Below are 20,784 nucleotides of genomic sequence, written 5' to 3'. Positions count from 1 at the left end.
AAGTTCAGCGCGAGCGCCCCGCCACACCGCCCGTCAACGGCGGCCCGGCACGTCCTGCCGAAGGCGTCCTCTTCTGCCGATGAGCGGTTGTCGGCAGTCGGGTCAGAACTCCAGGTAGACGGCTGTTGCGAGGCTCGTGGTGGTGAGTGCCTTGGCCACGTCCGGTTTCAGCAGCGGCAAGGCCTCCTCGGGGGTGGCCCAGCGCCACGCGGTGAGTTCGGTGGCCTGCAGCCGGATCGAGAGGTCCTCGTGCTGACCCATGTCGAAAATGAACCCGTACCGGGCGGAGCGGCGCCGGGCTGGTCGCCATGTCACCGCGCGCAGCGGGCCGGGCTCGAGATCGACGCCCAGCTCCTCGTGCAGCTCGCGGCGGCACGCGGTGCTGGGCGACTCGCCGTGCTCGATCCGGCCGCCTGGAAGCTGCCAGTGCCGGCGACCGATCGGCCGAACGATCAACCACCGGCCTGACGGATCGGTGATCAACCCACGGGCTGTGGCCATCCGCGCCGGCACGCGGCGCCACCGCAACGAGAACATCAGACCATTCTTCGTGCACCACGCTGAACCGTCGATGCGGGGGCCAGCCCGACTGGGTCTGGACAAGAAGCGGCTCCGCCAGCAGCAGACCGAACCTCCCCACATGCCGACGAGCGGATACTCGACGGACACCGGAGTCCGGGTAGGAAAAGACCGGCGGTGTGCGAGAAGTTCGGCGCGATGTGGTCGCGGTTGCACAGGCGGAGGCACTGGTCTGGCTCGGGGACACGCTCTACGACGTTGCCGTCGGCTGGCTGCCGGTCCCGCGCGACGTCCGATGACGTGCGGGATGTCTTGCTGTCCAGCGAAGACCTGAGTGTCGCTGGACAGGTTCCGCACAAGCCGTCGGACTACCGGCCGACCGAGTTGGTGGTCTATCTCGATCAGCACGTGCGAGAGGTCGGGCCCCGGGTCGTGGTCGGTCAGCTGCCGGGCGATCGCACGAAGCTGCACCTGCTCCCGGCGGAAGCACGGCAGGTTGCCCAGGCCCTCCTCGACATGGCGGACCTTGCCGACAGCGGCGTCTGACCATCGTTCTTCCGCGCCAATGCCTCTTCCTCTCTGCTTCTCTCCTAGCGATGAAGCAATGTGGGGAGCGTTTGAGCTGGTCACGGACTGCGGAATTGTGCCTCCGTGCAGCCTCACTGACGCCCCGGAACACGACTTCGGCCGTAGGCCACGACGATGTCGAGGTCGGTGACCTCGGCGAAGAGTTGTTCCATTCCAGCTCGCCGAGGTAGGTGGAGCCGATCCGGAGCAGGCCCGCATCCGCGATGTCGCGCGTCAGGCTTCGCTGGAGTTGAGTCCGCGGGGGAGTGGATGTGCTTGTGTGGTCGGCCAGCCGGGTCCAGGCGATGTCCCAGCGGCGATCGCTTGGGGAACGCCACAGGCGCGGATGAGTCCGAGAACGAGGCTCTTGCGTGGTAGGCGGCGGCCGGCGAGGGCGTCTTGGACGGTGCTGCGCGGGAGCGGGGTCTTGTTGCGCGCGCCCAGCCTGGCTCTGGCGCGCAGCCACCGTGACCGAACTGGAAGCGACCACACTGGACACCCTTGGCTACCTCGCCCACAACACCGGCCGTCAGACCGAGGCTCTCGACTGCTATCGGCAGGCACTCGGGCTGCTCCGCGAACTCAGTCACGACTACCACGCGGCCGAAACCCTTGAGCTGTATCAGACGCAGCAACGTGCCGATGACGCCGCTCGCGTACAACGGCATTTGGCCAGCATTTGTCCACAACGGCGAGCGACTGTCCGATCCAGAACGCAGTCTGTCCACCTAGGACGAATTGGAGGTGAGTGCGGCAGATCGGCCAACGGGGGTTCATGACTGGTCCGTTCGGGAAGCTTCACCAGTGCGCGGGATGCCTGGTTTGGACAGTGCGTGAAGGGTGTCCGCCAGTTGAGTTCGCCAGCCGACTCGTCCGGGTACTGAGTCGTCGATGATGTTCCCATGCTCCCTTGTGCGCTGACACGATGTGCTGTCCGAGCCGTTTCCTCACGTCGTTCAGCGAAGGTTGCCATGAGCTTGCAGCGCGTGATCACCGATGACCAGGACCTGCAGATCGCTCCCGTGTTCGCGCAGCGGATCGACGAGGACGTCGTCCCCAAGGGACGGCTCCCGGAGGACCCGATGCCCGCGAGCGTCGCCGCGGGCATCGTGCAGTCCCGGCTGTTGCTCGACGGACGGGCGGCGCTCAACCTCGCCACGTTCTGCACCACGGCCGCCGAGCCGGAGCTGGAACGGATCTACGCCGAGACCGCGTCGATCAACCTGATGAACCGCGAGGAGTACCCGGCCAGCGCGAACATCGAGCAGGAGTGCGTCAACGCGCTGGCGAACCTGTGGCACGACGACGACGGCCAGTTCATCGGCTGCTCCACTGTGGGCAGTTCGGAGGCGGCCATGCTGGCCGGTCTGGCGATGCTGCGCCGGTGGCGGGAGAAGGGCGGCACGGGCAGGCCCAACATGGTGTTCGGCACGCACGTCCACGTCTGCTGGCCGAAGTTCTGCAACTACTGGGACGTGGAAGCGCGAACGGTGCCGTTGGCCGACGGGCGCACGATCCTGGACCCGGCGCTGGCCGCCGCGGCGGTGGACGAGAACACGATCGGCGTGGTGGCGGTGCTGGGCAGCACCCAGGACGGGCGCTACGACCCGGTCGCAGCCATCGCCACCGCGCTCGACGATGTGGCGGCCGACCGGGGCGTCGACGTCCCGCTGCACGTCGACGCGGCCAGCGGCGGGTTCATCGCGCCGTTCCTCGACGTGGACTTCGCCTGGGACTTCGCGCTGCCCCGGGTGGTGTCGATCAGCGCGTCCGGCCACAAGTTCGGCCTGGTCTACCCGGGGGCCGGGTGGTGCCTGTGGCGTGACCCGGAGTACCTGCCGGAGTCGCTCGTCTTCGACTGCAACGTCCTGGGCGGTCACCATCCCACGTTCACGCTGAACTTCTCCCGGTCGGCGTCCGGCGTGATCGCGCAGTACTACCAGTTCCTGCGCAACGGGCTGGCCGGGTACCAGTTGATCGCCCAGCGCTGCCAGGAGGTCGCGCGGTACGTGGCCGAAGGTGTGCGGGCCGTCGGACCGTTCGACATCGTCGGTGACGGCGAGGACTTGCCGGTGGTGGCGTTCCGCCTGCGGGACCCGGGGGAAGCGGGTTTCACCGTGTACCACCTGTCCGAGACGCTCAAGAGCGACGGCTGGCACGTGCCCGCGTACAGCCTGCCGCCGGACCTGGAACACGTGGATGTGGTCCGGGTGGTGTGCAGGCAGGGGTTCACGCTCGACCTGGCGGCGAGGTTCCTGGAGAGTCTCGCCAAACACACCGAACGACTGAGCAAGCATCCGTTCCCCCTGCCCGAGGTGGCGACCGCGCTGTCCTTCGCGGACTGACGCCGTGGCCGGCGCCGTGGTCACCGTCGCGGAACTGGAGGAAGACCCGTATCCGGTCTACGCGCGGCTGCGGACGCGGGAGCCGGTCGCCTGGGTACCGGAGATCGGCCAGTGGCTGGTGACCGGCTGGTCCGACGTGCACACGGTCCTGACGGACGTGGAGCGGTTCACCACGGACCAGCCGGGGTCGCCGATGCTGGGGCTGTGCGGGGGAACGCCCTTGCTGATGCGGGAAGGCGAGTCCCATCAGGACGTGCGGGAGGCGATCCGGCACGACTTCGACGCCCACCGGGTGACCGACTTCGTGGACACGATCGCGCGACCGGTCGCGCGGGGCGTCGCGGAGACGGTGTCCCCGGCCGGTCGAGCCGACCTGGCGGCGGACTACTTCGAGCCGGTCTCGGTGATCGCCATGACCGCACTGCTCGGGCTCAAGTCCGGTGACGGCGTCGAAACGCTGCGGCGCTGGGGAAACCTGCTGACCGACGTGGCCAACGACTTCGGCCGTGACCGCGAGCTGGCCGCGACCGCCGCCGGGATCCTGGCCGACGACACGGCGGTGACCGACGTCGTCCGGCGGCTGCGTGCGCAGCCGGACAGGTCGGTGACCTCCCACCTGCTGCACGCCAACCGGCCACCGGGCCAGGCACGACCGGACGCCGACGTGGTGCCGGTGCTCAAGCACATCGCGTTGAGCGTGGTCGAGCCCGGCTGGCTCGCGGGCTGGACTCTCACGGCACTGTGGTCGGCGCCGGACCAGTTCACCGCCGTCCGTGCCGACCGGGCCCTGCTCGGCGTCGCGGTGTACGAGGCGCTGCGGTGGAGCGGCCCGGTCGGCGTACTCGGCAGGCGCACCACCCGTGACGTGGCCCTAAGCGGGCGAAATCTCCCGGCCAACAGCATGATCGCGGCGGCCATCGCCTCGGCCAACCGGGACAGGTCGGTGTTCGCCGACCCGGACCGGTTCGACGTGCACCGGGACGTCCGCACACATCTGGGGTTCGGCACCGGACCGCACCACTGCCCGGCACATCCGCTGGTCACCGCCGTCGCGCGCACCGCGTTGGACGTGTTGTTCGAGCGGATGCCCGACGTGCGGCCCGCGCCGGGCTGGCGGGCAGCGCCACACGGCTGGAAGTTGAGGTTGCCGGGTCCGCTCGGCGCGGTGTGGCGCTGACGACGCCGTTCTGCGAGTGGAACCCGTACCCCTGGGTCTCGTGGACTCGTCGTATTCGTGTGGACGCCGGTGTACGCGGTGCGGAGGTCGAAACCTGCCTGGTCGCGCACTGAGGGCGAGCGGGTGCCAATCGTCCTCGGCGGACCGTGACGGTGGTGAAGACTGCCTGCGGAAAGTGATGATCCGGACGAAAGGCGGCTGACGCGTGCTCGACCGACTGCTGGACAGGGTTCTGGGTCTTCCCCTGCCGAGGGGCCCGCTCCGGCGGTGACCAGGGCGATTCCCGTCCCGATGGCCGACGGCGTGCGGCTGCTGGCCGATCGCTACGCCGTCCCGGGTGACGAGCCGCGTCCGGTGGTGCTGATCCGGACACCGTACGGTCGCAAGGGCCTGATGGGCCGGATTTTCGGGGCGACGTTCGCACGCACGGGCTGCAGACGGTCCTGCGAAGCACGCGGGGGACGTTCGGTTCCGGTGGCGAGTTCCGGCCGTTCCACCTGGAGAAGGAGGATGGCCTCGACACCGTCGCCTGGCTGCGTGCGCAGCCGTGGTGCGACGGCCGGGTCGCGATGGCGGGCGCGAGTTACCTCGGGCACACGCTGCCTGGTTCCAGGCTTCGGCGAGGATGCGTCCGACGTCGGCGGGTGTGAGCGGCCGTGGGCAGGGGCGTGGTTTGGTGGTGGTGGCGTTGGGTGTCGGGTGTGATGCCCGCGTAGACCCGTACCCGGTGTGAACCGCTTGGCAGGACATCGATGCAGCCACGGGGGTGGACATGCCGCTGTGTGCTGAGGGGACGCGTGGCGGTGTTCATGAGGTCACCGCCGCCTGTGCAGTTACACGAGGTAAGGCCTGGCAACACTGTTCGAGCAGTGACTGCTGCCCCCGTGCGAAAGCAACACCAGGCGAAACGTCCGGCAAAGACGCTGCAAACTGGCCGTTTGTGCAGCTCAGCGTGGAACCGTTCGTGACATGAGCGGACATGTCACGAACGGGCACAGTGAACTGGATTGGCAGCCGGGTACTGCGGCTAATCCTGATGCTTTTAGTTGGCTGGGCTGGCGGCTGCGGCCACCAGCACCAACCTGGATCAGCTGGAGGCAGTCGGTGCCCGACTAGACCGGGGATGCCGACAATGCCCTGTGGTCCAAAGGAACCAGCCGGAGTTTCACATGCGTGAGTTGACAGACTGCACCGGCTGACGTCTTCATAGTCGACCCAACACTCGTTACTACGCTCGTAGTGTCTGTGATACGCGCAGCACTGAGAGGTGCGGAGTGGCGGGTTCGCTCTGTAGTTCAATGGGTCTCACTTCGTGTCATAGGCGCGCTGACAGCGGCTGGATGAGACACATGAAGTGAAGGTTCGTGCCAGGTGACACGTCTTGTACCTGCGAAAACAACGCTGGTGCAAGACCGTGCCCCTGGCAGGATTCGAACCTGCGCTCCCGCCTCCGGAGGGCGGTGCTCTATCCCCTGAGCTACAGGGGCCTTGGTCTTCGCTGGGAAGCTTAGCGTATGTGTCACGGAGGTATTCGGTGGGGCGACGTTGGACGGGTTGCACTCATGCGCATGTCGCTATATGTTGACTGTGAGTGAGGAGGCGTGATGGGTCACGGACACGGGCACGGTGTTTCGCCTGAGCAGGCTGTCTCGGCTGGTGGTCGCCACCTTCGGCGGCTGTGGATCGCCGTCGGGCTTGGGCTTGTCACATTCGTCCTCCAGGTCAGTGTGGGGCTCGTCACGTCCTCCCTTGCCCTGCTCGCTGACTCCGCGCACGTGTTCACCGATGTCTTCGGGGTCGCGCTCGCGGCCGTCGCCATCGTCGTCGCGAGGCGCTCGAAGGCTGGGCAGGGACGCACGTTCGGGCTCTACCGCTCCGAGGTGTTGGCTGCTTTGGCCAATGCCGTTCTTCTCTTCGCTGTCGCCGGCTGGGTGCTCTACGAGGCCGTCGGACGGTTCGGGGCTCCTCCTGAGGTTCCCGGTTTGCCGGTCACTGTCGTTGCCACCGTTGGGCTTCTGATGAACGTCATCGCTTTCCTGCTGTTGCGGGACGGCGCGAAGGAGAGCCTCAATGTTCGTGGCGCTTATCTTGAAGTGATGGCCGATATGATCGGATCTGTCGGTGTTCTCGTGTCCGGTGTTGTCACTCTTGCTTTCGGGTGGCGCTACGCCGACCCCGTCATCGGTATCGGCATCGGTCTCTTCGTTCTGCCCCGCGCGTATCGGCTTGGTCGCAGCGCGTTGCGCATTCTCTTCCAGCACGCCCCCGAGGGCGTCGACGTCAAGCAGATGACCGCTGACCTCTCGCGGCTTCCCGGCGTCGCCGAGGTCCACGACCTGCATGTCTGGACTCTCACAAGCGGTATGGAGGTCGTCTCCGCTCATCTGACCATGGTGGACGGTGCCGATCAGTCCGACATCCTTGTTGCGGCCCAAGGCCTGCTCGCGGACAATTACGCCATCGAACACGCGACGCTCCAGGTCGAGCAACCTTCCGTCAAATGCCGGGAACTCAGCTGGTAGTTAGGAAAACTTCTTAACTTCCACCGCGTACACTCGCCTGAGGCTGTCAAAGGAGTGATACGTGGGCAGAACGCCACAGGTGGGCACGCCGGCCGGAATGCGCGAGCTGAACCAACGAGCTGTGTTGAACCGGTTGCGCTTCGCCGGCCCTGCCACGCGCCCGTTGCTCGCCAGGGACACCGGCTTGTCCAAACCCACTGTCGGCCAGGCCCTTCTCGACCTCGAACGACGCCAGCTGGTCCGCGAGATCGGCCGCACGTCCACCGGCCCAGGCCGCTCCGCGGTCGTCTACGGGGAAAACCCCGCCGCCGGTTTCGTGCTCGGCGTCGACGTCGGCCGGGAACGACTGCGCCTCGCCGTCGCCGACCTCTCCGGCGCCGTTGTGTCCAGAGTGGACGAACGCAACCGCTGCCGCAGCGCGCGCAGCCTCGTCAACCTCCTCAAGGAACTCGGCGAGCACACTGTTTCGGCTGCCGGGATCTCGCAGGGCGAGGTGGTCGCCAAAGTCATTGGCAGCCCTGGTGTCCCGGACGCCAAGACCGGCGCGCTGCAGCACGCGCAGAACCTCCCCGGCTGGGGCAGGCGCGGCCTGCTGGAGGAGCTCACGGCCGCGTTGGGCCAGGGCGTGGTGGTCGAGAACGACGCGAACCTCGCCGCGGTGGGCGAGATGACCGCGGGAGCCGCACGCGGCGCCGACACGTTCGTGTCCATCATGGTCGGCACAGGCATCGGCATGGGCATCGTCGTCAACGGCCAGCTGTTCCGCGGTGCGCACGGCGCGGCAGGCGAGATCGGCTACTTGCCGTACGGCACAACGCAGGGCACGCCGCCCGACCGGGGCATGCTGGAAACCGAGGTCTCCGGCGACTCCGTCGTCCGCAAGGCCCGCCAGCACGGCCTCGAGGTCAAGAGCGCGAAGGACGTGTTCGAGCTGGCCCGCAAGGGCGACAAGCCGGCGTTGCGGGCGGTCACGGAAGAAGCCAAGCAGCTCGCGTTCGTCGTCGGCGCCGTCGCGGCCGTGATCGACCCGGAACTCGTCGTCCTCGGCGGCGGCATCGGCTCGAACACGGATCTGCTCGCCGAACCCCTGGAAGAGGCATTGCACAGCACGACACCGTTGCGGCCGAAGATCGTGACCGGCGAACTGGGGGAGACGGCCGTTCTGTCCGGCGCCATCGCGATGGGCCTGGGCTCAGCGCGCGAAGTGGTGTTCGACCGCGCGCTGGAGCTCAAGACCTCTTAGTTGGCAGGCAATGGCTGAGCGCCGCGCTCAGCCAGCAGGCTCTTCATGTACTCGGCCTCGCCGGTCTGGGAGACCACGATCGTGCGTGACAGGTTGCGCAGCGGCGCCAGCTGGACGTGGTCCTGGCCGTACTGCGCCATCGACAGGCCGCCTTCGTGGTGCCGCAGCATCAGCTGGAGGAAGAAGACGTCCAGCTCCTTGCCGGTCAGCTTGCGCAGCTTCGCCAGTTCCTCCTGCGAGGCCATGCCCGGCATCAGCTGGCCCGGTTGCATTCCCGGGTGCTCCGGGTTGGACCCGTGCTGGTGCGCTCCGGCCGAGTTCGTGGCCATCCAGCTCATCGCCTGCCGGTTGGGCGGCCGGGACTCCGGCTGGCCCCAGACGTCCAGGTAGCCGGCCATCATGCCGACCTGCCCCTTCTGGGTGCCTTCGATGTCGAACGCCAGCGTCTTGATCGTCAGGTCGGTGGTGTGGTCACGGGCCCAGCTGGCCATGCTGACGGCCTGCAGGTGGTGCGTGGACATGTCCTGCGCGAACCCGACGTCGACCGAGTCGGGACCCGGGTTGAGGGCCGCCTGGTCGGTGGTGGCCAGGGTGATCAGCATCCCGATCGCGGCGCCGACGAGCAGGATGGCGACGGCCGCCGCCGAGAAGATCAGGATCCGCTGCCCGCTGGGGCGCGGCGCCTCATCCTCGTCGGCGAGGACGTCGTCGTCTACGCGATCGCCGACGGTCATCGGGTCGGTTGCTGCGATCCGGAGGCAGGCGGCTGCTGGGCACCGGAAGGAGCACCGGTCGCGGGCGGCGCCTGCGAGCCGGACGGCGCGGGCGGCGGCGCTTCCTGACCGTTGTTGACCTGGCCCTTGCTCGCGCCGGTGCCGTCCATCTTCACGGCGTCAGCGGGCATCGGGCTCGAGTCGAACGGCGGCGGGTTGGTCGGGTCGAAACTGCCCGGAATGGTGTCACACCGCGCCTGCGGCTCGGGGAACTGGTAGTTGTTGCGCTTCAGCGACCGGATGAACTGGTCGACGCGCTCGTCGTTGACGTTGTCCAGCTTGAGCTGGTGTCCCCACGACTGCACGGCGAACCCCTTGTCCAGGCCGGGGTACGGCGACATGGCGATGAAGTCCTGGCCGGTGACCTTGCCCTTGAGCACGTCGAGGTCGGCGCCCTTGACCTTGTCCGGGTTGTAGGCGATCCAGATGGCGCCGTGCTCCATCATGTGGACCATGTTCTCGCTGCGCACGGGGTTGGGGTAGACCATCCCGTTGCAGTCGGCCCAGACCTCGTCGTGCGGCCCGCCGAACGGCGGCGACTGGTCGTAGGCGACGCGCTGGTTGCCCTTGACGTGGATGGCCGCCTCGTACTTGACCTTCGTGACGCCGGAGATGTCGTCGGACGGGTCCTGGTTGCTCTCCGAGGGAACCCACGCGGTGACCTTGTTGACCTGCAGCACCGAGTAGCCGATCACCCCCACGGCCAGTACGACGAGACCGATGATGATCGCCAAGGTGCCCCACGGCTTCGGCTTCTTGACAGCCGCTGCCGAACGCATGGCCTTGACGCTGTTCCTGCCGCCGCCTTTTGCCGACTTGGAGCCGCCGCTCTTGTTCTTCGTGCCGCTGGCCATGCCGATCTCGGACCTCGTTTCGTTACTTACCGACCACCGTGGGACAGTGTAAGGACCACGTGTCTGCTGGGTGTCAACTGCCGACCGGTTCGGCGTCCGCCGGAGCCGGGCTCGACTCGAACGGCGGCGGGTTGTCCTGGTCGAAGTACGGGTTGTCGCAGGTCGCGCCCGGTTCGGGGAAAGTCGCCTTGTTCAGCTTGAGCGCCGAGATGAACTCGTCCACGCGCGGGTCGGCCGCGTCCTCCAGCTTGAGCCGGTGGCCCCACGACTGCAGCGAGACGGGCTTGTCCAGCCCGGGGTAGGGCGACATCACCATGTACGGCACACCTTCGACCTTCTGCGCCAGCTCGCTGACGCCCGACTTCGGCAGGGTGTCCGGGTTGTAGGCGATCCAGACCGCACCGTGTTCGAGCGAGTGCACCATGTTCTCATTGCGGACGGCCTTGGTATAGACCACGCCGCTGCACGTCGCCCAGTTCGCGTCGTGGTTGCCCCCGAACGGCGGGTTCTGGTCGTAGGCCACCCGCTTGGGCGCCTCGACGTGGTTGCGGGCGTTGTACGGCTTGACCTCGATGCCCTTGATCTTCTTCGGCGCGTCGGCGTCGTTGGGCGGCGGGGCGTCGCTCTGCTTCGTCGGGCGGCCCTTGGAGGTCGGTGTGCCCGGTTCCGCGCTGGGGTTGGCGTCGGTCTGCGGGAAGAACTGGTTGCCGCTGTCGCCACCGCTGCTGCAGGCTGATGCCAGCAGGACGAGTCCGGCGGCGAGGATCGGTCGGATACGCACGGTACGCGACACCCTTTCGTCAGGTGGTCTTCAAGAGCCGGTTCGTCCAGGTCGGGGCGCTCTACCTAGACTTCGCGGAGTGAACCCCGCCGTGCTCGCCGAGAAGGTCCGGGCCGCAGCCGTCGAGGTCCTCGCTGACCGAGGTCTCGACAGTACCGTGCTGCCCGAATCGGTCGATTTGAGGCGGCCGAACGACCCGGCGCACGGTGACTTCGCGACCGCGCTCCCGCTGCGGATCGGCAGCCGGATCGGGGTCCGTCCGCACGATTTTGCCCGGTGGCTGGCCGCGGCACTGGCCCGAGGTGACGGAATCGACGCGGCCGAGGCGGCCGGGCCCGGCTTCGTCAACTTGCGGCTGACAGCGGCGGCCATGACGGGCGTCGTCGCCGACATCGAGGCACGCGGCGCGCGGTACGGCGCACGGCCGGCCGTCGCGGGTGCGTGGCAGGAGGTCGACCCTGACCTGCGCGAACGGCGGATCAGGGCGAATCCGGTGTTCAACGTGCAGTACGCGCACGCGCGCGCCTGCGCAGTGGTGCACAACTCGGTGGAATTCGGCATGGATCCGGCCCGCGCCGATCTAGGGTTGGTGACGCACGAGCGCGAGGGTGCCGTGATCCGGGCCCTCCGCGAGTTCGAAGTTCTCGCGGCCGACCAGGTCGCGCGGTATCTGGAACGGCTGGCGGACGCGCTGCACGGGTGGTACGACACCCCGGAGTGCAGGATCCTGCCGCAAGGCGACGAAGAGGTCGCCGCGGTGCACCTGGCGCGGCTGCGGCTGTCGCGCGCGGTGCGGCAAGTCCTGGCGAACGGTCTTGAGACGGTCGGAGTCTCGGCCCCTGAACGGATGTGAGAAGTGAGAGCCCACCCCGCTGGACCACGGCACGCGGACGTCCTGCTGCCCGCGAACACCGCGGGCCCGCGCCCCGCGACGGTCGCCGAGATCGATGAGCTGCCCGAGAGCGTGTGGCCACGCAACACCACGCGGGGCGACGACGGCGCGGTCCGCCTGGCCGGTGTCGACGTCCGCGAACTGGCCGAGCAGTACGGCACGCCGTTGTTCGTGATGGACGAGGACGACTTCCGCTCCCGCTGCCGCGACCACGCGCAGGCGTTCGGGGACCCGGCGCTGGTGCACTACGCGTCCAAGGCGTTCCTGTCGGTCGAGATCGCCAAGTGGGTGGCCCAGGAGGGCCTGAGCCTGGACGTGTGCAGCGGCGGCGAGCTGGCGATCGCGTTGCGCGCGGGTTTTCCCGCCGAGCGGATCACGTTGCACGGCAACAACAAGTCCGTCGCGGAGCTGACCGCGGCGGTCGAGTCCGGTGTCGGCGCGATCGTGCTCGACTCGTTCCACGAGATCGTCAGGGTCGACCAGATCGCCCGTGAGCGCGAGGTCGTCCAGCCGGTGCTGATCCGCGTGACCGTCGGTGTGGAGGCACACACCCACGAGTTCATCGCGACCGCGCACGAGGACCAGAAGTTCGGCTTCTCGCTGGCGTCCGGTGACGCGCAGGAGGCGGTGCGGCGCGTGCTGAAGTCCGGCGGCGTCAAGCTGATCGGCCTGCACAGCCACATCGGGTCGCAGATCTTCGACGTGGACGGCTTCGAGGTGGCCGCGCACCGCGTGATCAAGCTGCTCGCCGAGCTGCGCGACGAGCACGGCGCCGATGCGGTCGGCGAGCTGACCACTGTGGACCTCGGTGGCGGGCTCGGGATCGCGTACACGCCGCAGGACGACCCGCCCGCGCCCGGGTGGCTGGCCGAGCAGTTGCGCACGATCGTGGCCAAGGAGTGCGAGTACCAGGGCCTCGACGTGCCGCGGATCGCGGTCGAGCCGGGCCGGGCGATCGCCGGCCCCTGCGGCGTGACCGTCTACGAAGTCGGCACGATCAAGGACGTCACGCTCGGCGGGGGATCCTCGCGGCGCTACGTCAGCGTGGACGGCGGCATGAGCGACAACATCCGGACCGCGCTCTACGACGCGGTGTACGACGCGCGCCTGGTGTCCCGGCGCAGTGACGAAGGCGCGGGCGACACCACAGCGGTGTTGAGCCGGGTCGTCGGGAAGCACTGCGAGGCAGGTGATGTGATCGTCCGGGACTGCTGGCTGCCGGACACCGTCGCGCCGGGCGACCTGGTCGCGCTGGCGGCGACGGGCGCGTACTGCTACGCGATGGCGAGCGGGTACAACCGGCTGCCGCGGCCCGCGGTGGTCGCGGTCAAGGAGGGGCAGGCGCGGTTGTTGCTGCGCAGGGAGACCGAGGACGACCTGTTCGCACTGGAGGTCCAGTCTTGAAACCGATCAAGGTCGCGCTGCTGGGATGCGGCACGGTCGGCACGCAGGTCGTGCGGCTGCTCGACGAGCAGGCCGACGACCTCGCCGCGAGAGCGGGCGCGCCGATCGAGCTGACCGGGATCGCGGTCCGCAGGCCCGACCGGCACCGCGACGTGCCGAAGGACCTGCTCACCGCGGACGCCGCCGGGCTCGTCGCGTCCGATGTGGACGTCGTGGTCGAGGTGATCGGCGGGATCGAGCCGGTCCGCACGCTGCTGCTCGACGCGCTGCGGGCGGGCAAGTCGGTCGTGTCGGCGAACAAGGCGCTGCTCGCGGAGAGCTCGGGCGAGCTGTTCGCGGCGGCCGACGAGTCCGGCGCGGACCTCTACTTCGAGGCCGCCGTCGCCGGTGCGATCCCGTTGCTGCGGCCGTTGCGCGAGTCGCTGGCCGGTGACCGGATCACCCGCGTGATGGGCATCGTCAACGGCACCACCAACTACATCCTCTCCGCGATGGACGAGACGGGCGCCAACTACAGCGAGACGCTCGAGGAAGCCAGCAGGCTCGGGTACGCCGAGGCGGACCCGACAGCCGACGTGGACGGTTACGACGCCGCGTCCAAGGCCGCGATCCTCGCCTCGATCGCGTTCCACACCAGGGTGACCGCGAACGACGTCTACCGCGAGGGCATCTCGGCGGTCACGTCGGCCGACATCGTCGCGGCCCGCACGCTCGGCCGCACGATCAAGCTGCTGGCCATCTGCGAGCGCGTCGGCGACTCCGTGGCGGTCCGCGTGCACCCGGCGATGATCCCGCGCAGCCACCCGCTCGCGAGCGTCGGCGGCGCGTTCAACGCGGTCTTCGTCGAAGCCGAGGCCGCCGGGCAGTTGATGTTCTACGGCCAGGGCGCCGGTGGCGCGCCGACCGCGAGCGCGGTGCTCGGCGACCTCGTCGCGGTCGCCCGCAACCGGGTGCACAGCGGCCGCGGTCCGCGTGAATCCGCTTACGCCGCACTGGAAGTGCGGCCGATCGGGCAGGTGCGGACCCGGTACCACCTGAGCCTGGACGTCGCCGACCGGGCTGGTGTGCTCGCCAGCGTCGCCGCGGTGTTCGCCGAGCACGACGTGAGCATCGCGGCCGTCCGACAGGAAGGCCGGACCGCCGACGCCAGCCTGGTGATCGTCACCCACGCGGCGCCGGACGCCGCGCTGAAGTCCACTGTGGACAAAGTTGCCGGCCTGCCGGCGGTACGCGAGGTGGTCAGCGTGATGCGCGTCGAGGGCGAGGAGTCGTGACCACGTCAGCAGTCAGCCCGGCGTGGCCGGGCATCGTCAACGCCTATCCGGACCGGATCACGGTGCCGGCGGGCGCGCAGGTGATCACCCTCGGCGAGGGTGGCACGCCGCTGGTCGACGCGCCGCACCTGTCCGAACTGACCGGCAGCCGGGTGTTGCTGAAGGTCGAGGGCGCCAACCCGACCGGCTCGTTCAAGGACCGCGGGATGACCGTGGCGATGACGTACGCCCTCGCCGAGGGCAACAAGGCGGTCATCTGCGCGTCGACCGGCAACACGTCCGCGTCCGCCGCCGCGTACGCCGCCCGTGCCGGGCTGACCTGTGCCGTCCTGGTGCCGCGCGGCAAGATCGCGCTCGGCAAGCTGGCGCAGGCGGTCGTGCACGGCGCGCGGATCCTGCAAGTCGACGGCAACTTCGACGACTGCCTCGAACTGGCCCGCAAGACCGCCGCCGACCACCCGGTCGCGCTCGTCAACTCCGTCAACCCGGTGCGGCTGGAAGGGCAGAAGTCCGCCGCGTTCGAGATCTGCGACGTGCTCGGCCGGGCGCCGGACGTGCATTGCCTGCCGGTTGGCAACGCGGGCAACATCACCGCCTACTGGCGCGGCTACCGCCAGTACGCCGACGACGCGGTTGTCCCCGCCGCGCCGAGGATGTTCGGTTTCCAGGCGGCCGGTGCCGCGCCGCTGGTGCACGGCGAGCCGGTCAGGGACCCGGAGACCATCGCGACCGCGATCCGGATCGGCAGCCCCGCCTCGTGGGCCGGCGCGATCGGCGCGCGCGACGAGTCGGGCGGCCTGATCGACGCCGTCACCGACGAGCAGATCCTGACCGCGTACCGGCTGCTGGCCAGCCGTGAGGGCGTTTTCGTCGAGCCCGCGTCGGCCGCGAGCGTCGCCGGGCTGCTGGCGGTGGCCGCGGACGGGCGGCTGCCCGCCGGGTCCGTGGTCGTCTGCACGGTCACCGGCCACGGGTTGAAGGACCCGGACACCGCGTTGCTGACCATGCACGAGGTCGAGCCGGTCCCGGTGGACGCCGGTGCGGTCGCCGCCGCGCTGGAACTGGCATGACCCCCGTCGAAGCGGTCGAAGTGCGGGTTCCGGCGTCCAGTGCCAACCTGGGATCGGGCTTCGACTCGCTCGGCTTGGCACTCGGCCTGTACGACGTGATCGAAGTGCGGATCATCCCACGGGGTTTGGAAATCACCGTCGACGGTGAAGGCGCGGACGAAGTCGCCCTCGACGAGTCGCACCTCGTCGCCCGCGCGCTGCGGGCGGCGGGCAAGGTGATCGGCTTCCAGCCACCTGGTCTGGAGTTGCGGTGCCGCAACGCCATTCCGCACTCCCGCGGCCTCGGCTCGTCCGCGGCGGCCGCCGTCGCGGGCGTCGCGGCGGCGTACGGCCTCGCGGGAACGGAGATCGACGAGCACGCGTTGCAGGTTGCTGCGGAGTTCGAAGGGCACGCCGACAACGCGGCCGCCAGCCTCCTCGGCGGGCTCGTGGTGGCGTGGACCGAGGGTGACCGGTATCGCGCGGCCGGTCTCGACCCCCACCCCGCGATCCGGCCGGTGTTGCTCATTCCGGGTGAATCGTCGAAGACCTCGGTGACCAGGCGACTGTTGCCGGATCGTGTCCCGCACGCGGACGCGGCGTTCGCCGCGGGCCGCGCCGCGCTGGCCGTCCAGGCGATCACGGCGAGGCCGGACCTGTTACTGCCCGCGACCGCCGACCGGCTGCACCAGGACTACCGGGAAGCCGCCTGGCCTGCGAGTTTGCGGCTGGTCAAGATCCTGCGCGAGCACGGTCTCGCCGCGGCGGTCTCCGGTGCCGGACCGACCGTGATGGTGCTCACTGCGGACGGCAAATTGCCCGATGGAGTGGATCTAAGCGGCTTCGACACGCGGGAATTGGCTGTCGACCGGGTTGGTGTGCAGGTCAGGGCCATCTAGCCGGCCTCGACGCGCCAGGGGGTGGTTGTTGCACGTCGCGGCGGCGCCGTCTACCCTCGGGGGCGTTCAGTCACCGCGCGCACGGCGCCCGGTGTCGTTCCCAGGGAAATCTTCCTGGGTCGCATCTGCCGTAAAGGATGTCGGCCCCATCCAACTGGAGTCGACGTTCAAAGGGTTTCCCGACAGCCGTGGTGACCGATGCTCCGTATTGGCGAATCCGTCTCGCGCCTGGCCAAATTCGTGGCCGGTGCGGTGATCAGGATCCGGCAAGGACGGACAGACAAGCCGTTCCGCGTTCCGTCGGGCGGCGGTCCGCTGGTCCACGTAGGAGGCGGGGACCGGTCAGGAAGGACATTAGTGAGCAACACCGATCTGTTGAGCAGCGACACGGCTGCGGGCACTCCCGACAAGTCCCAGGTCGCCGGCTCCAACGGCGGTGCCCCGCGCCGCCGTGCCGGGCTTTCCGGCATGGTGCTGGCGGAGCTGCGCGAGTTGGCCGGAACGCTTGGCATCACCGGGACCACCGGGATGCGCAAGGGTGACCTGATCGCTGCGATCAAGGAGCGCCAGGGCGGGTCCGGTGGGGGCACCGCGGACACACTGCCGCTCGACAACCTGCCGGCGGTCAAGCCGCCCAGGTCGGCCAAGGAGCCGAAGCGGGCCATCGAGAAGTCCGCTCCCGCGGCCGACAAGGCCGAGAAGGCCGAGAAGCCCGCTGCGTCGTCCTCGGACGAGGAGCAGGCACCGACCCGGACCCGTCGCCGTCGCGCGGGCCGTCCGGCCGGCAGCCCGGAGAAGGTCGAAGAGGCCAAGGTCGCCGAGGTCAAGGCGGAGCCGAAGGCCGAGCCGGCCGTCGAGTCGAAGCCCGAGCCGCAGGCGGGCCGCGAAGAGCGTCAGGAGCGCCAGCAGGGGGACCGGCAGCAGGGCCGGGACAGGCGCGAGCGCAACAACGACCGCGGTGAGCGCGGCGAACGTGGTGAGCGTGGCAACCGCAACGACCGTGGTGACCGCAACGACCGCAATGACCGCGGCGACCGTGACCGCAACGACCGCAATGACCGCGGTGGACAGGGCAGGCAGAACCAGGACCAGAGCAACGCCCAGGACGACGATGACGACGACGAGAGGGGCGGTCGTCGCGGCCGTCGCTTCCGCGACCGTCGCCGCCGTGGTGGTCGTGCCGAGGGCGGCACCGGCGGTGGCGGCAACGACACCGAGGTGCGCGAGGACGACGTCCTGCTCCCCGTCGCGGGTGTGCTGGACGTGCTGGAGAACTACGCGTTCGTGCGTACCTCCGGTTACCTCGCCGGGCCGAACGACGTGTACGTCTCGCTGTCGCTCGTGCGCCGCTACGGCCTGCGCCGTGGTGACGCGATCACCGGTCTGGTCCGCCAGCCGCGTGAGGGCGAGCAGCAGCGGCAGAAGTTCAACCCGCTGGTGCGTGTCGAGACCGTCAACGGCATGGACCCGGAGCAGGCCAAGACCCGGCCGGAGTTCACCAAGCTGACGCCGCTGTACCCGAACGAGCGACTGCGCCTCGAGACCGAGCCGCACATCCTCTCGACCCGTGTCATCGACCTGGTGATGCCCGTCGGCAAGGGCCAGCGCGCGCTGATCGTCTCCCCGCCCAAGGCGGGTAAGACGACGGTTCTGCAGCAGATCGCGAACGCGATCGCCAAGAACAACCCCGAGTGCTACCTCATGGTCGTCCTGGTGGACGAGCGCCCGGAGGAAGTCACCGACATGCAGCGCAACGTCGACGGCGAGGTCATCGCGGCGACGTTCGACCGGCCGCCGTCGGACCACACCATGCTGGCCGAGCTGGCGATCGAGCGGGCCAAGCGCCTCGTGGAGATGGGCACCGACGTCGTCGTGCTGCTCGACTCCGTGACGCGTCTCGGCCGCGCGTACAACCTGGCAGCCCCGGCATCCGGCCGGATCCTGTCGGGTGGTGTCGACTCGACCGCGCTGTACCCGCCGAAGCGCTTCCTGGGTGCCGCGCGCAACATCGAGAACGGTGGCTCGCTGACCATCTTCGCGACCGCGCTGGTCGAGACCGGCTCCGCCGGTGACAGCGTGATCTTCGAGGAGTTCAAGGGCACCGGCAACGCCGAGCTCAAGCTGGACCGCAAGATCGCCGACAAGCGGACCTTCCCGGCGGTGGACGTCGACCAGTCGTCCACGCGCAAGGAGGACCTGCTGCTGTCGCCGGACGAGCTGGCGGTGACGCACAAGCTGCGTCGCGTGCTGCACGCCCTGGAGGCACAGGCGGCGATCGACCTGCTGCTCGACCGGTTGCGCAAGACCCGCACCAACATCGAGTTCCTGATGGGTGTCGCCAAGACCACCCCGGGAATGGACAACGACTGACGCCAGTCGAAACGGTGAAAAGGGCCTGTGGATGATTCATCCACAGGCCCTTTTCACTCGTCAGGGGATTTTCAGGCCTTGTTGGTGATCGCCGGCCGCGGCATCGAGGGTGCCTGCACCACGCGGCGCTTCGGTTCGGTTTCCCGCACGACGGTGCCGCGTTTTCCGGCAGCCCGGTGCAGCCACGTCATTCGCAGCAACAGGGCCGCGCCGGGCACGCCGAGGGTTATCGCCACGATCGGGGGCACGTTCGTTCCGTGCACGAAGAAACCCGCGATCAGGATCACCGCCGCGTACGTCCAGTGTGCTTTCCGCCAGCCCGCCGGCCACTCGATCGAGTAGCCGACCATCGCTGTCAGTCCGGCGGCTGCGCCGGCGTGCGCGCTGGTCAGGACTGTTTCGCCGGACGCGCCGAGCAGCAGTTCGCCCAGGGATGTGAAACCGAGCACAACTGCTGTGACCAGCAGCGGCAGCGCTGCCCAGGCGAGCAGCGGGAGCGGACGGCGCACGGTGCATTGCACGCCGCCAGTGTGGCGAGAGTTCTGGCTGGTCATAACCCTGTCTTCGGTCAATACCCGCTCATCTGCGCTCGGTGGTTCCCCGTTCGCGACGAGCGGGCGAGCGGGGAACAAACTGCTCGGGGGTGCTGTTGTACTGGCTGGTCAGCGCGTCTGGCAAACTAGTAGGTCGAGTCCGGCTCCGGTTCACCCCGCGGATCCACCAGGGGACCCGGCGGCCACAACGAGAGGCGAGATCAGTGAAGAGCGGTATCCACCCCGAGTACGTCACCACCGAGGTGACCTGCGGCTGCGGGAACACTTTCACCACCCACAGCACCAAGACTTCCGGTTCCATCCACGTCGAGGTCTGCTCGAACTGCCACCCGTTCTACACGGGCAAGCAGAAGATCCTGGACACCGGTGGCCGGGTGGCGCGCTTCGAGGCGCGCTACGGCAAGCGCAAGAAGTAGCTGTACCGACGGCGCCCATGCCCGCCAGGGCTGGGCGCCGTTGCCGTGTCCGGAACATTTTCCGCCAGTGAAGGGGTGCGGCTATGGATGAGCTGCTCAAGGAATACGCCGAGCTGGAGCGTGAGCTGGCCGATCCGGCCGTGCACGCCGACCAGGCGCGTGCCCGCAAGCTCGGCCGCCGGTACTCCGAGCTGACGCCGGTCGTGAAGACCATCCGCGAGCTGGACGGTGTGCGTGCGGACGTCGCCGCCGCGCGGGAGCTCGCGGCCGAGGACGACGCGTTCGCGGCCGAGGCCGATGCGCTGACCAAGCGGATCCCCGAGCTGGAGGAGCGGTTGTCCGAGCAGCTGCTGCCGCGTGACCCGCACGACGGCTCCGACGTCCTGTTCGAGATCAAGTCCGGGGAAGGCGGGGAGGAGTCCGCGTTGTTCGCGGGCGACCTGTTCCGGATGTACACCCGGTACGCCGAGCGCCGGGGCTGGAAGATCGACGTGCTCGACGTCAACGAGTCGGATCTCGGCGGCTACAAGGACGTCACCCTTTCGGTGAAGTCGAAGGCCTCGGACCCCGACGGTGTCTGGGCGCGGATGAAGTTCGAAGGCGGTGTGCACCGGGTGCAGCGCGTCCCGGTGACCGAGTCGCAGGGGCGGATCCACACGTCCGCCGCCGGTGTCCTCGTCTACCCCGAGGTCGAGGACGTCGAGGTGGAGATCGACGAGAAGGACCTGCGGGTCGACGTCTTCCGCTCGTCCGGCCACGGCGGGCAGAGCGTGAACACCACCGACTCGGCCGTCCGGATCACCCACCTGCCGACCGGGATCGTCGTCTCCTGCCAGAACGAGCGGTCCCAGCTGCAGAACCGCGCGCAGGCGATGCACGTGCTCAAGGTGCGGCTGCAGGCGCTCGCCGACGAGGAAGCGGCCAAGAAGGCCTCCGACTCCAGGCGCAGCCAGGTGCGGACCGTAGACCGTTCCGAGCGGGTGCGCACGTACAACTTCCCGGAGAACCGGATCTCCGACCACCGGGTCAACTACAAGGCCTACAACCTCGACCAGGTGCTGGAAGGCGAGCTGGACGGCGTGCTCGACGCGCTGGCCGAGGCCGACCGGGCCGAGCGGCTGGCCGCGGCCAAGGGCTGATTAAGC

The 20,784-nt window shown here is 68.8% G+C and carries 18 protein-coding genes, 1 tRNA gene and 1 pseudogene; 14 read left to right on the top strand and 6 right to left on the bottom strand.

The genetic code is table 11. The features are described from left to right. Positions 1-102 precede the first annotated feature (102 nt). On the bottom strand, positions 103-537 hold the full coding sequence (locus AOZ06_RS58225; protein WP_054295232.1) for an NUDIX domain-containing protein: 435 nt from the start codon (positions 535-537) through the stop codon (positions 103-105). A gap of 294 nt (positions 538-831) precedes the next feature. Here AOZ06_RS58225 and AOZ06_RS58220 point away from each other — a divergent pair, with 294 nt between their 5' ends. The 4 genes and pseudogenes from AOZ06_RS58220 to AOZ06_RS57410 all read left to right on the top strand — a co-directional run. Beyond that, a complete protein-coding gene (locus AOZ06_RS58220; protein ID WP_169799082.1) occupies positions 832-1,065 on the top strand; it encodes a hypothetical protein in 234 nt (77 codons plus the stop codon). A gap of 992 nt (positions 1,066-2,057) precedes the next feature. Further along, positions 2,058-3,431, top strand: a complete 1,374-nt coding sequence (locus AOZ06_RS46560) for a glutamate decarboxylase (RefSeq protein WP_054295230.1) — start codon at positions 2,058-2,060, stop codon at positions 3,429-3,431. A gap of 4 nt (positions 3,432-3,435) precedes the next feature. Next, complete coding sequence (locus AOZ06_RS46555; RefSeq protein WP_054295229.1) at positions 3,436-4,608, top strand: cytochrome P450; 1,173 nt, start codon at positions 3,436-3,438, stop codon at positions 4,606-4,608. A gap of 205 nt (positions 4,609-4,813) precedes the next feature. Beyond that, positions 4,814-5,207: pseudogene (locus AOZ06_RS57410) on the top strand (CocE/NonD family hydrolase); the annotation flags it as partial. A gap of 816 nt (positions 5,208-6,023) precedes the next feature. Here the strand turns inward: AOZ06_RS57410 and AOZ06_RS46545 are convergent. Then, positions 6,024-6,095: transfer RNA gene (locus tag AOZ06_RS46545), tRNA-Arg, on the bottom strand. A 117-nt stretch (positions 6,096-6,212) separates the two neighbouring features. On the opposite strand from AOZ06_RS46545, the gene AOZ06_RS46540 reads away from it, so the two are divergent. Then, positions 6,213-7,130, top strand: a complete 918-nt coding sequence (locus AOZ06_RS46540; RefSeq protein ID WP_054295227.1) for a cation diffusion facilitator family transporter — start codon at positions 6,213-6,215, stop codon at positions 7,128-7,130. Between the two features lie 97 nt (positions 7,131-7,227). Then, positions 7,228-8,373 carry an ROK family transcriptional regulator gene (locus tag AOZ06_RS46535; RefSeq protein ID WP_054295226.1) on the top strand — a complete coding sequence of 382 codons (1,146 nt, stop codon included), beginning with the start codon at positions 7,228-7,230 and terminating at the stop codon, positions 8,371-8,373. Here AOZ06_RS46535 and AOZ06_RS46530 read toward each other — a convergent pair. The 3 genes from AOZ06_RS46530 to AOZ06_RS46520 form a co-directional block, all read right to left on the bottom strand. Further along, a complete protein-coding gene (locus AOZ06_RS46530) occupies positions 8,370-9,107 on the bottom strand; it encodes a DUF305 domain-containing protein (RefSeq protein WP_054295225.1) in 738 nt (245 codons plus the stop codon). The two genes, AOZ06_RS46535 and AOZ06_RS46530, sit on opposite strands and share 4 nt — an antisense overlap. Next, a complete protein-coding gene (locus AOZ06_RS46525) occupies positions 9,104-10,000 on the bottom strand; it encodes a DUF3105 domain-containing protein (protein WP_054295224.1) in 897 nt (298 codons plus the stop codon). The genes AOZ06_RS46530 and AOZ06_RS46525 overlap by 4 nt, the downstream gene beginning before the upstream one ends. A gap of 73 nt (positions 10,001-10,073) precedes the next feature. Next, positions 10,074-10,781, bottom strand: a complete 708-nt coding sequence (locus AOZ06_RS46520; protein WP_157233618.1) for a DUF3105 domain-containing protein — start codon at positions 10,779-10,781, stop codon at positions 10,074-10,076. A gap of 79 nt (positions 10,782-10,860) precedes the next feature. On the opposite strand from AOZ06_RS46520, the gene AOZ06_RS46515 reads away from it, so the two are divergent. The 6 genes from AOZ06_RS46515 to rho all read left to right on the top strand — a co-directional run bounded on the left by AOZ06_RS46515 (position 10,861) and on the right by rho (position 18,669). Then, the gene (locus tag AOZ06_RS46515; RefSeq protein ID WP_054295222.1) at positions 10,861-11,634 is read left to right on the top strand and encodes a DALR anticodon-binding domain-containing protein; all 774 of its coding nucleotides are present in this window, start codon (positions 10,861-10,863) and stop codon (positions 11,632-11,634) included. A 3-nt stretch (positions 11,635-11,637) separates the two neighbouring features. Then, a complete protein-coding gene (gene lysA, locus AOZ06_RS46510; RefSeq protein ID WP_054295221.1) occupies positions 11,638-13,077 on the top strand; it encodes a diaminopimelate decarboxylase in 1,440 nt (479 codons plus the stop codon). Further along, complete coding sequence (locus AOZ06_RS46505) at positions 13,074-14,351, top strand: homoserine dehydrogenase (RefSeq protein ID WP_054295220.1); 1,278 nt, start codon at positions 13,074-13,076, stop codon at positions 14,349-14,351. Before lysA ends, AOZ06_RS46505 begins: the two co-directional genes overlap by 4 nt. After that, positions 14,348-15,421 (top strand): threonine synthase, encoded by a 1,074-nt coding sequence (gene thrC, locus AOZ06_RS46500; protein ID WP_054295219.1) that lies wholly within the window; start codon positions 14,348-14,350, stop codon positions 15,419-15,421. The genes AOZ06_RS46505 and thrC overlap by 4 nt, the downstream gene beginning before the upstream one ends. Further along, positions 15,418-16,299: a homoserine kinase gene (thrB, locus tag AOZ06_RS46495; protein WP_054295218.1), complete on the top strand. Its 882-nt coding sequence runs from the start codon at positions 15,418-15,420 to the stop codon at positions 16,297-16,299. The genes thrC and thrB overlap by 4 nt, the downstream gene beginning before the upstream one ends. Before the next feature lie 357 nt (positions 16,300-16,656). Then, positions 16,657-18,669 carry a transcription termination factor Rho gene (gene rho, locus AOZ06_RS46490; RefSeq protein WP_054295217.1) on the top strand — a complete coding sequence of 671 codons (2,013 nt, stop codon included), beginning with the start codon at positions 16,657-16,659 and terminating at the stop codon, positions 18,667-18,669. A 71-nt stretch (positions 18,670-18,740) separates the two neighbouring features. On the opposite strand, the gene AOZ06_RS46485 is transcribed toward rho, so the two are convergent. Then, the gene (locus tag AOZ06_RS46485) at positions 18,741-19,190 is read right to left on the bottom strand and encodes a hypothetical protein (RefSeq protein WP_157233617.1); all 450 of its coding nucleotides are present in this window, start codon (positions 19,188-19,190) and stop codon (positions 18,741-18,743) included. A gap of 236 nt (positions 19,191-19,426) precedes the next feature. Here AOZ06_RS46485 and rpmE point away from each other — a divergent pair, with 236 nt between their 5' ends. Both rpmE and prfA read left to right on the top strand, forming a co-directional pair. Then, entirely contained in the window at positions 19,427-19,639 is a 213-nt protein-coding gene (gene rpmE / locus AOZ06_RS46480; RefSeq protein ID WP_054295215.1) for a 50S ribosomal protein L31, read from the top strand. Positions 19,640-19,722: 83 nt separating this feature from the next. Further along, positions 19,723-20,778, top strand: coding sequence for a peptide chain release factor 1 (gene prfA / locus AOZ06_RS46475; protein ID WP_054295214.1), 1,056 nt, complete (start codon positions 19,723-19,725; stop codon positions 20,776-20,778). Positions 20,779-20,784 lie beyond the last annotated feature (6 nt).

Origin of the sequence: Kibdelosporangium phytohabitans, from assembly GCF_001302585.1 — a bacterium.
Lineage (GTDB): Bacteria > Actinomycetota > Actinomycetes > Mycobacteriales > Pseudonocardiaceae > Kibdelosporangium > Kibdelosporangium phytohabitans.
This window is presented reverse-complemented; position numbering and strand designations above follow the sequence as displayed.

Coding starts and splice junctions, on each gene's coding strand:
- AOZ06_RS58225 (WP_054295232.1), bottom strand. CDS start 537: ATGTTCTCGTTGCGGTGGCGCCGCGTGCCGGCGCGGATGGCCACAGCC.
- thrB (WP_054295218.1), top strand. CDS start 15,418: ATGACCCCCGTCGAAGCGGTCGAAGTGCGGGTTCCGGCGTCCAGTGCC.
- AOZ06_RS46540 (WP_054295227.1), top strand. CDS start 6,213: ATGGGTCACGGACACGGGCACGGTGTTTCGCCTGAGCAGGCTGTCTCG.
- AOZ06_RS46525 (WP_054295224.1), bottom strand. CDS start 10,000: ATGGCCAGCGGCACGAAGAACAAGAGCGGCGGCTCCAAGTCGGCAAAA.
- AOZ06_RS46535 (WP_054295226.1), top strand. CDS start 7,228: ATGCGCGAGCTGAACCAACGAGCTGTGTTGAACCGGTTGCGCTTCGCC.
- prfA (WP_054295214.1), top strand. CDS start 19,723: ATGGATGAGCTGCTCAAGGAATACGCCGAGCTGGAGCGTGAGCTGGCC.
- AOZ06_RS46560 (WP_054295230.1), top strand. CDS start 2,058: ATGAGCTTGCAGCGCGTGATCACCGATGACCAGGACCTGCAGATCGCT.
- AOZ06_RS46530 (WP_054295225.1), bottom strand. CDS start 9,107: ATGACCGTCGGCGATCGCGTAGACGACGACGTCCTCGCCGACGAGGAT.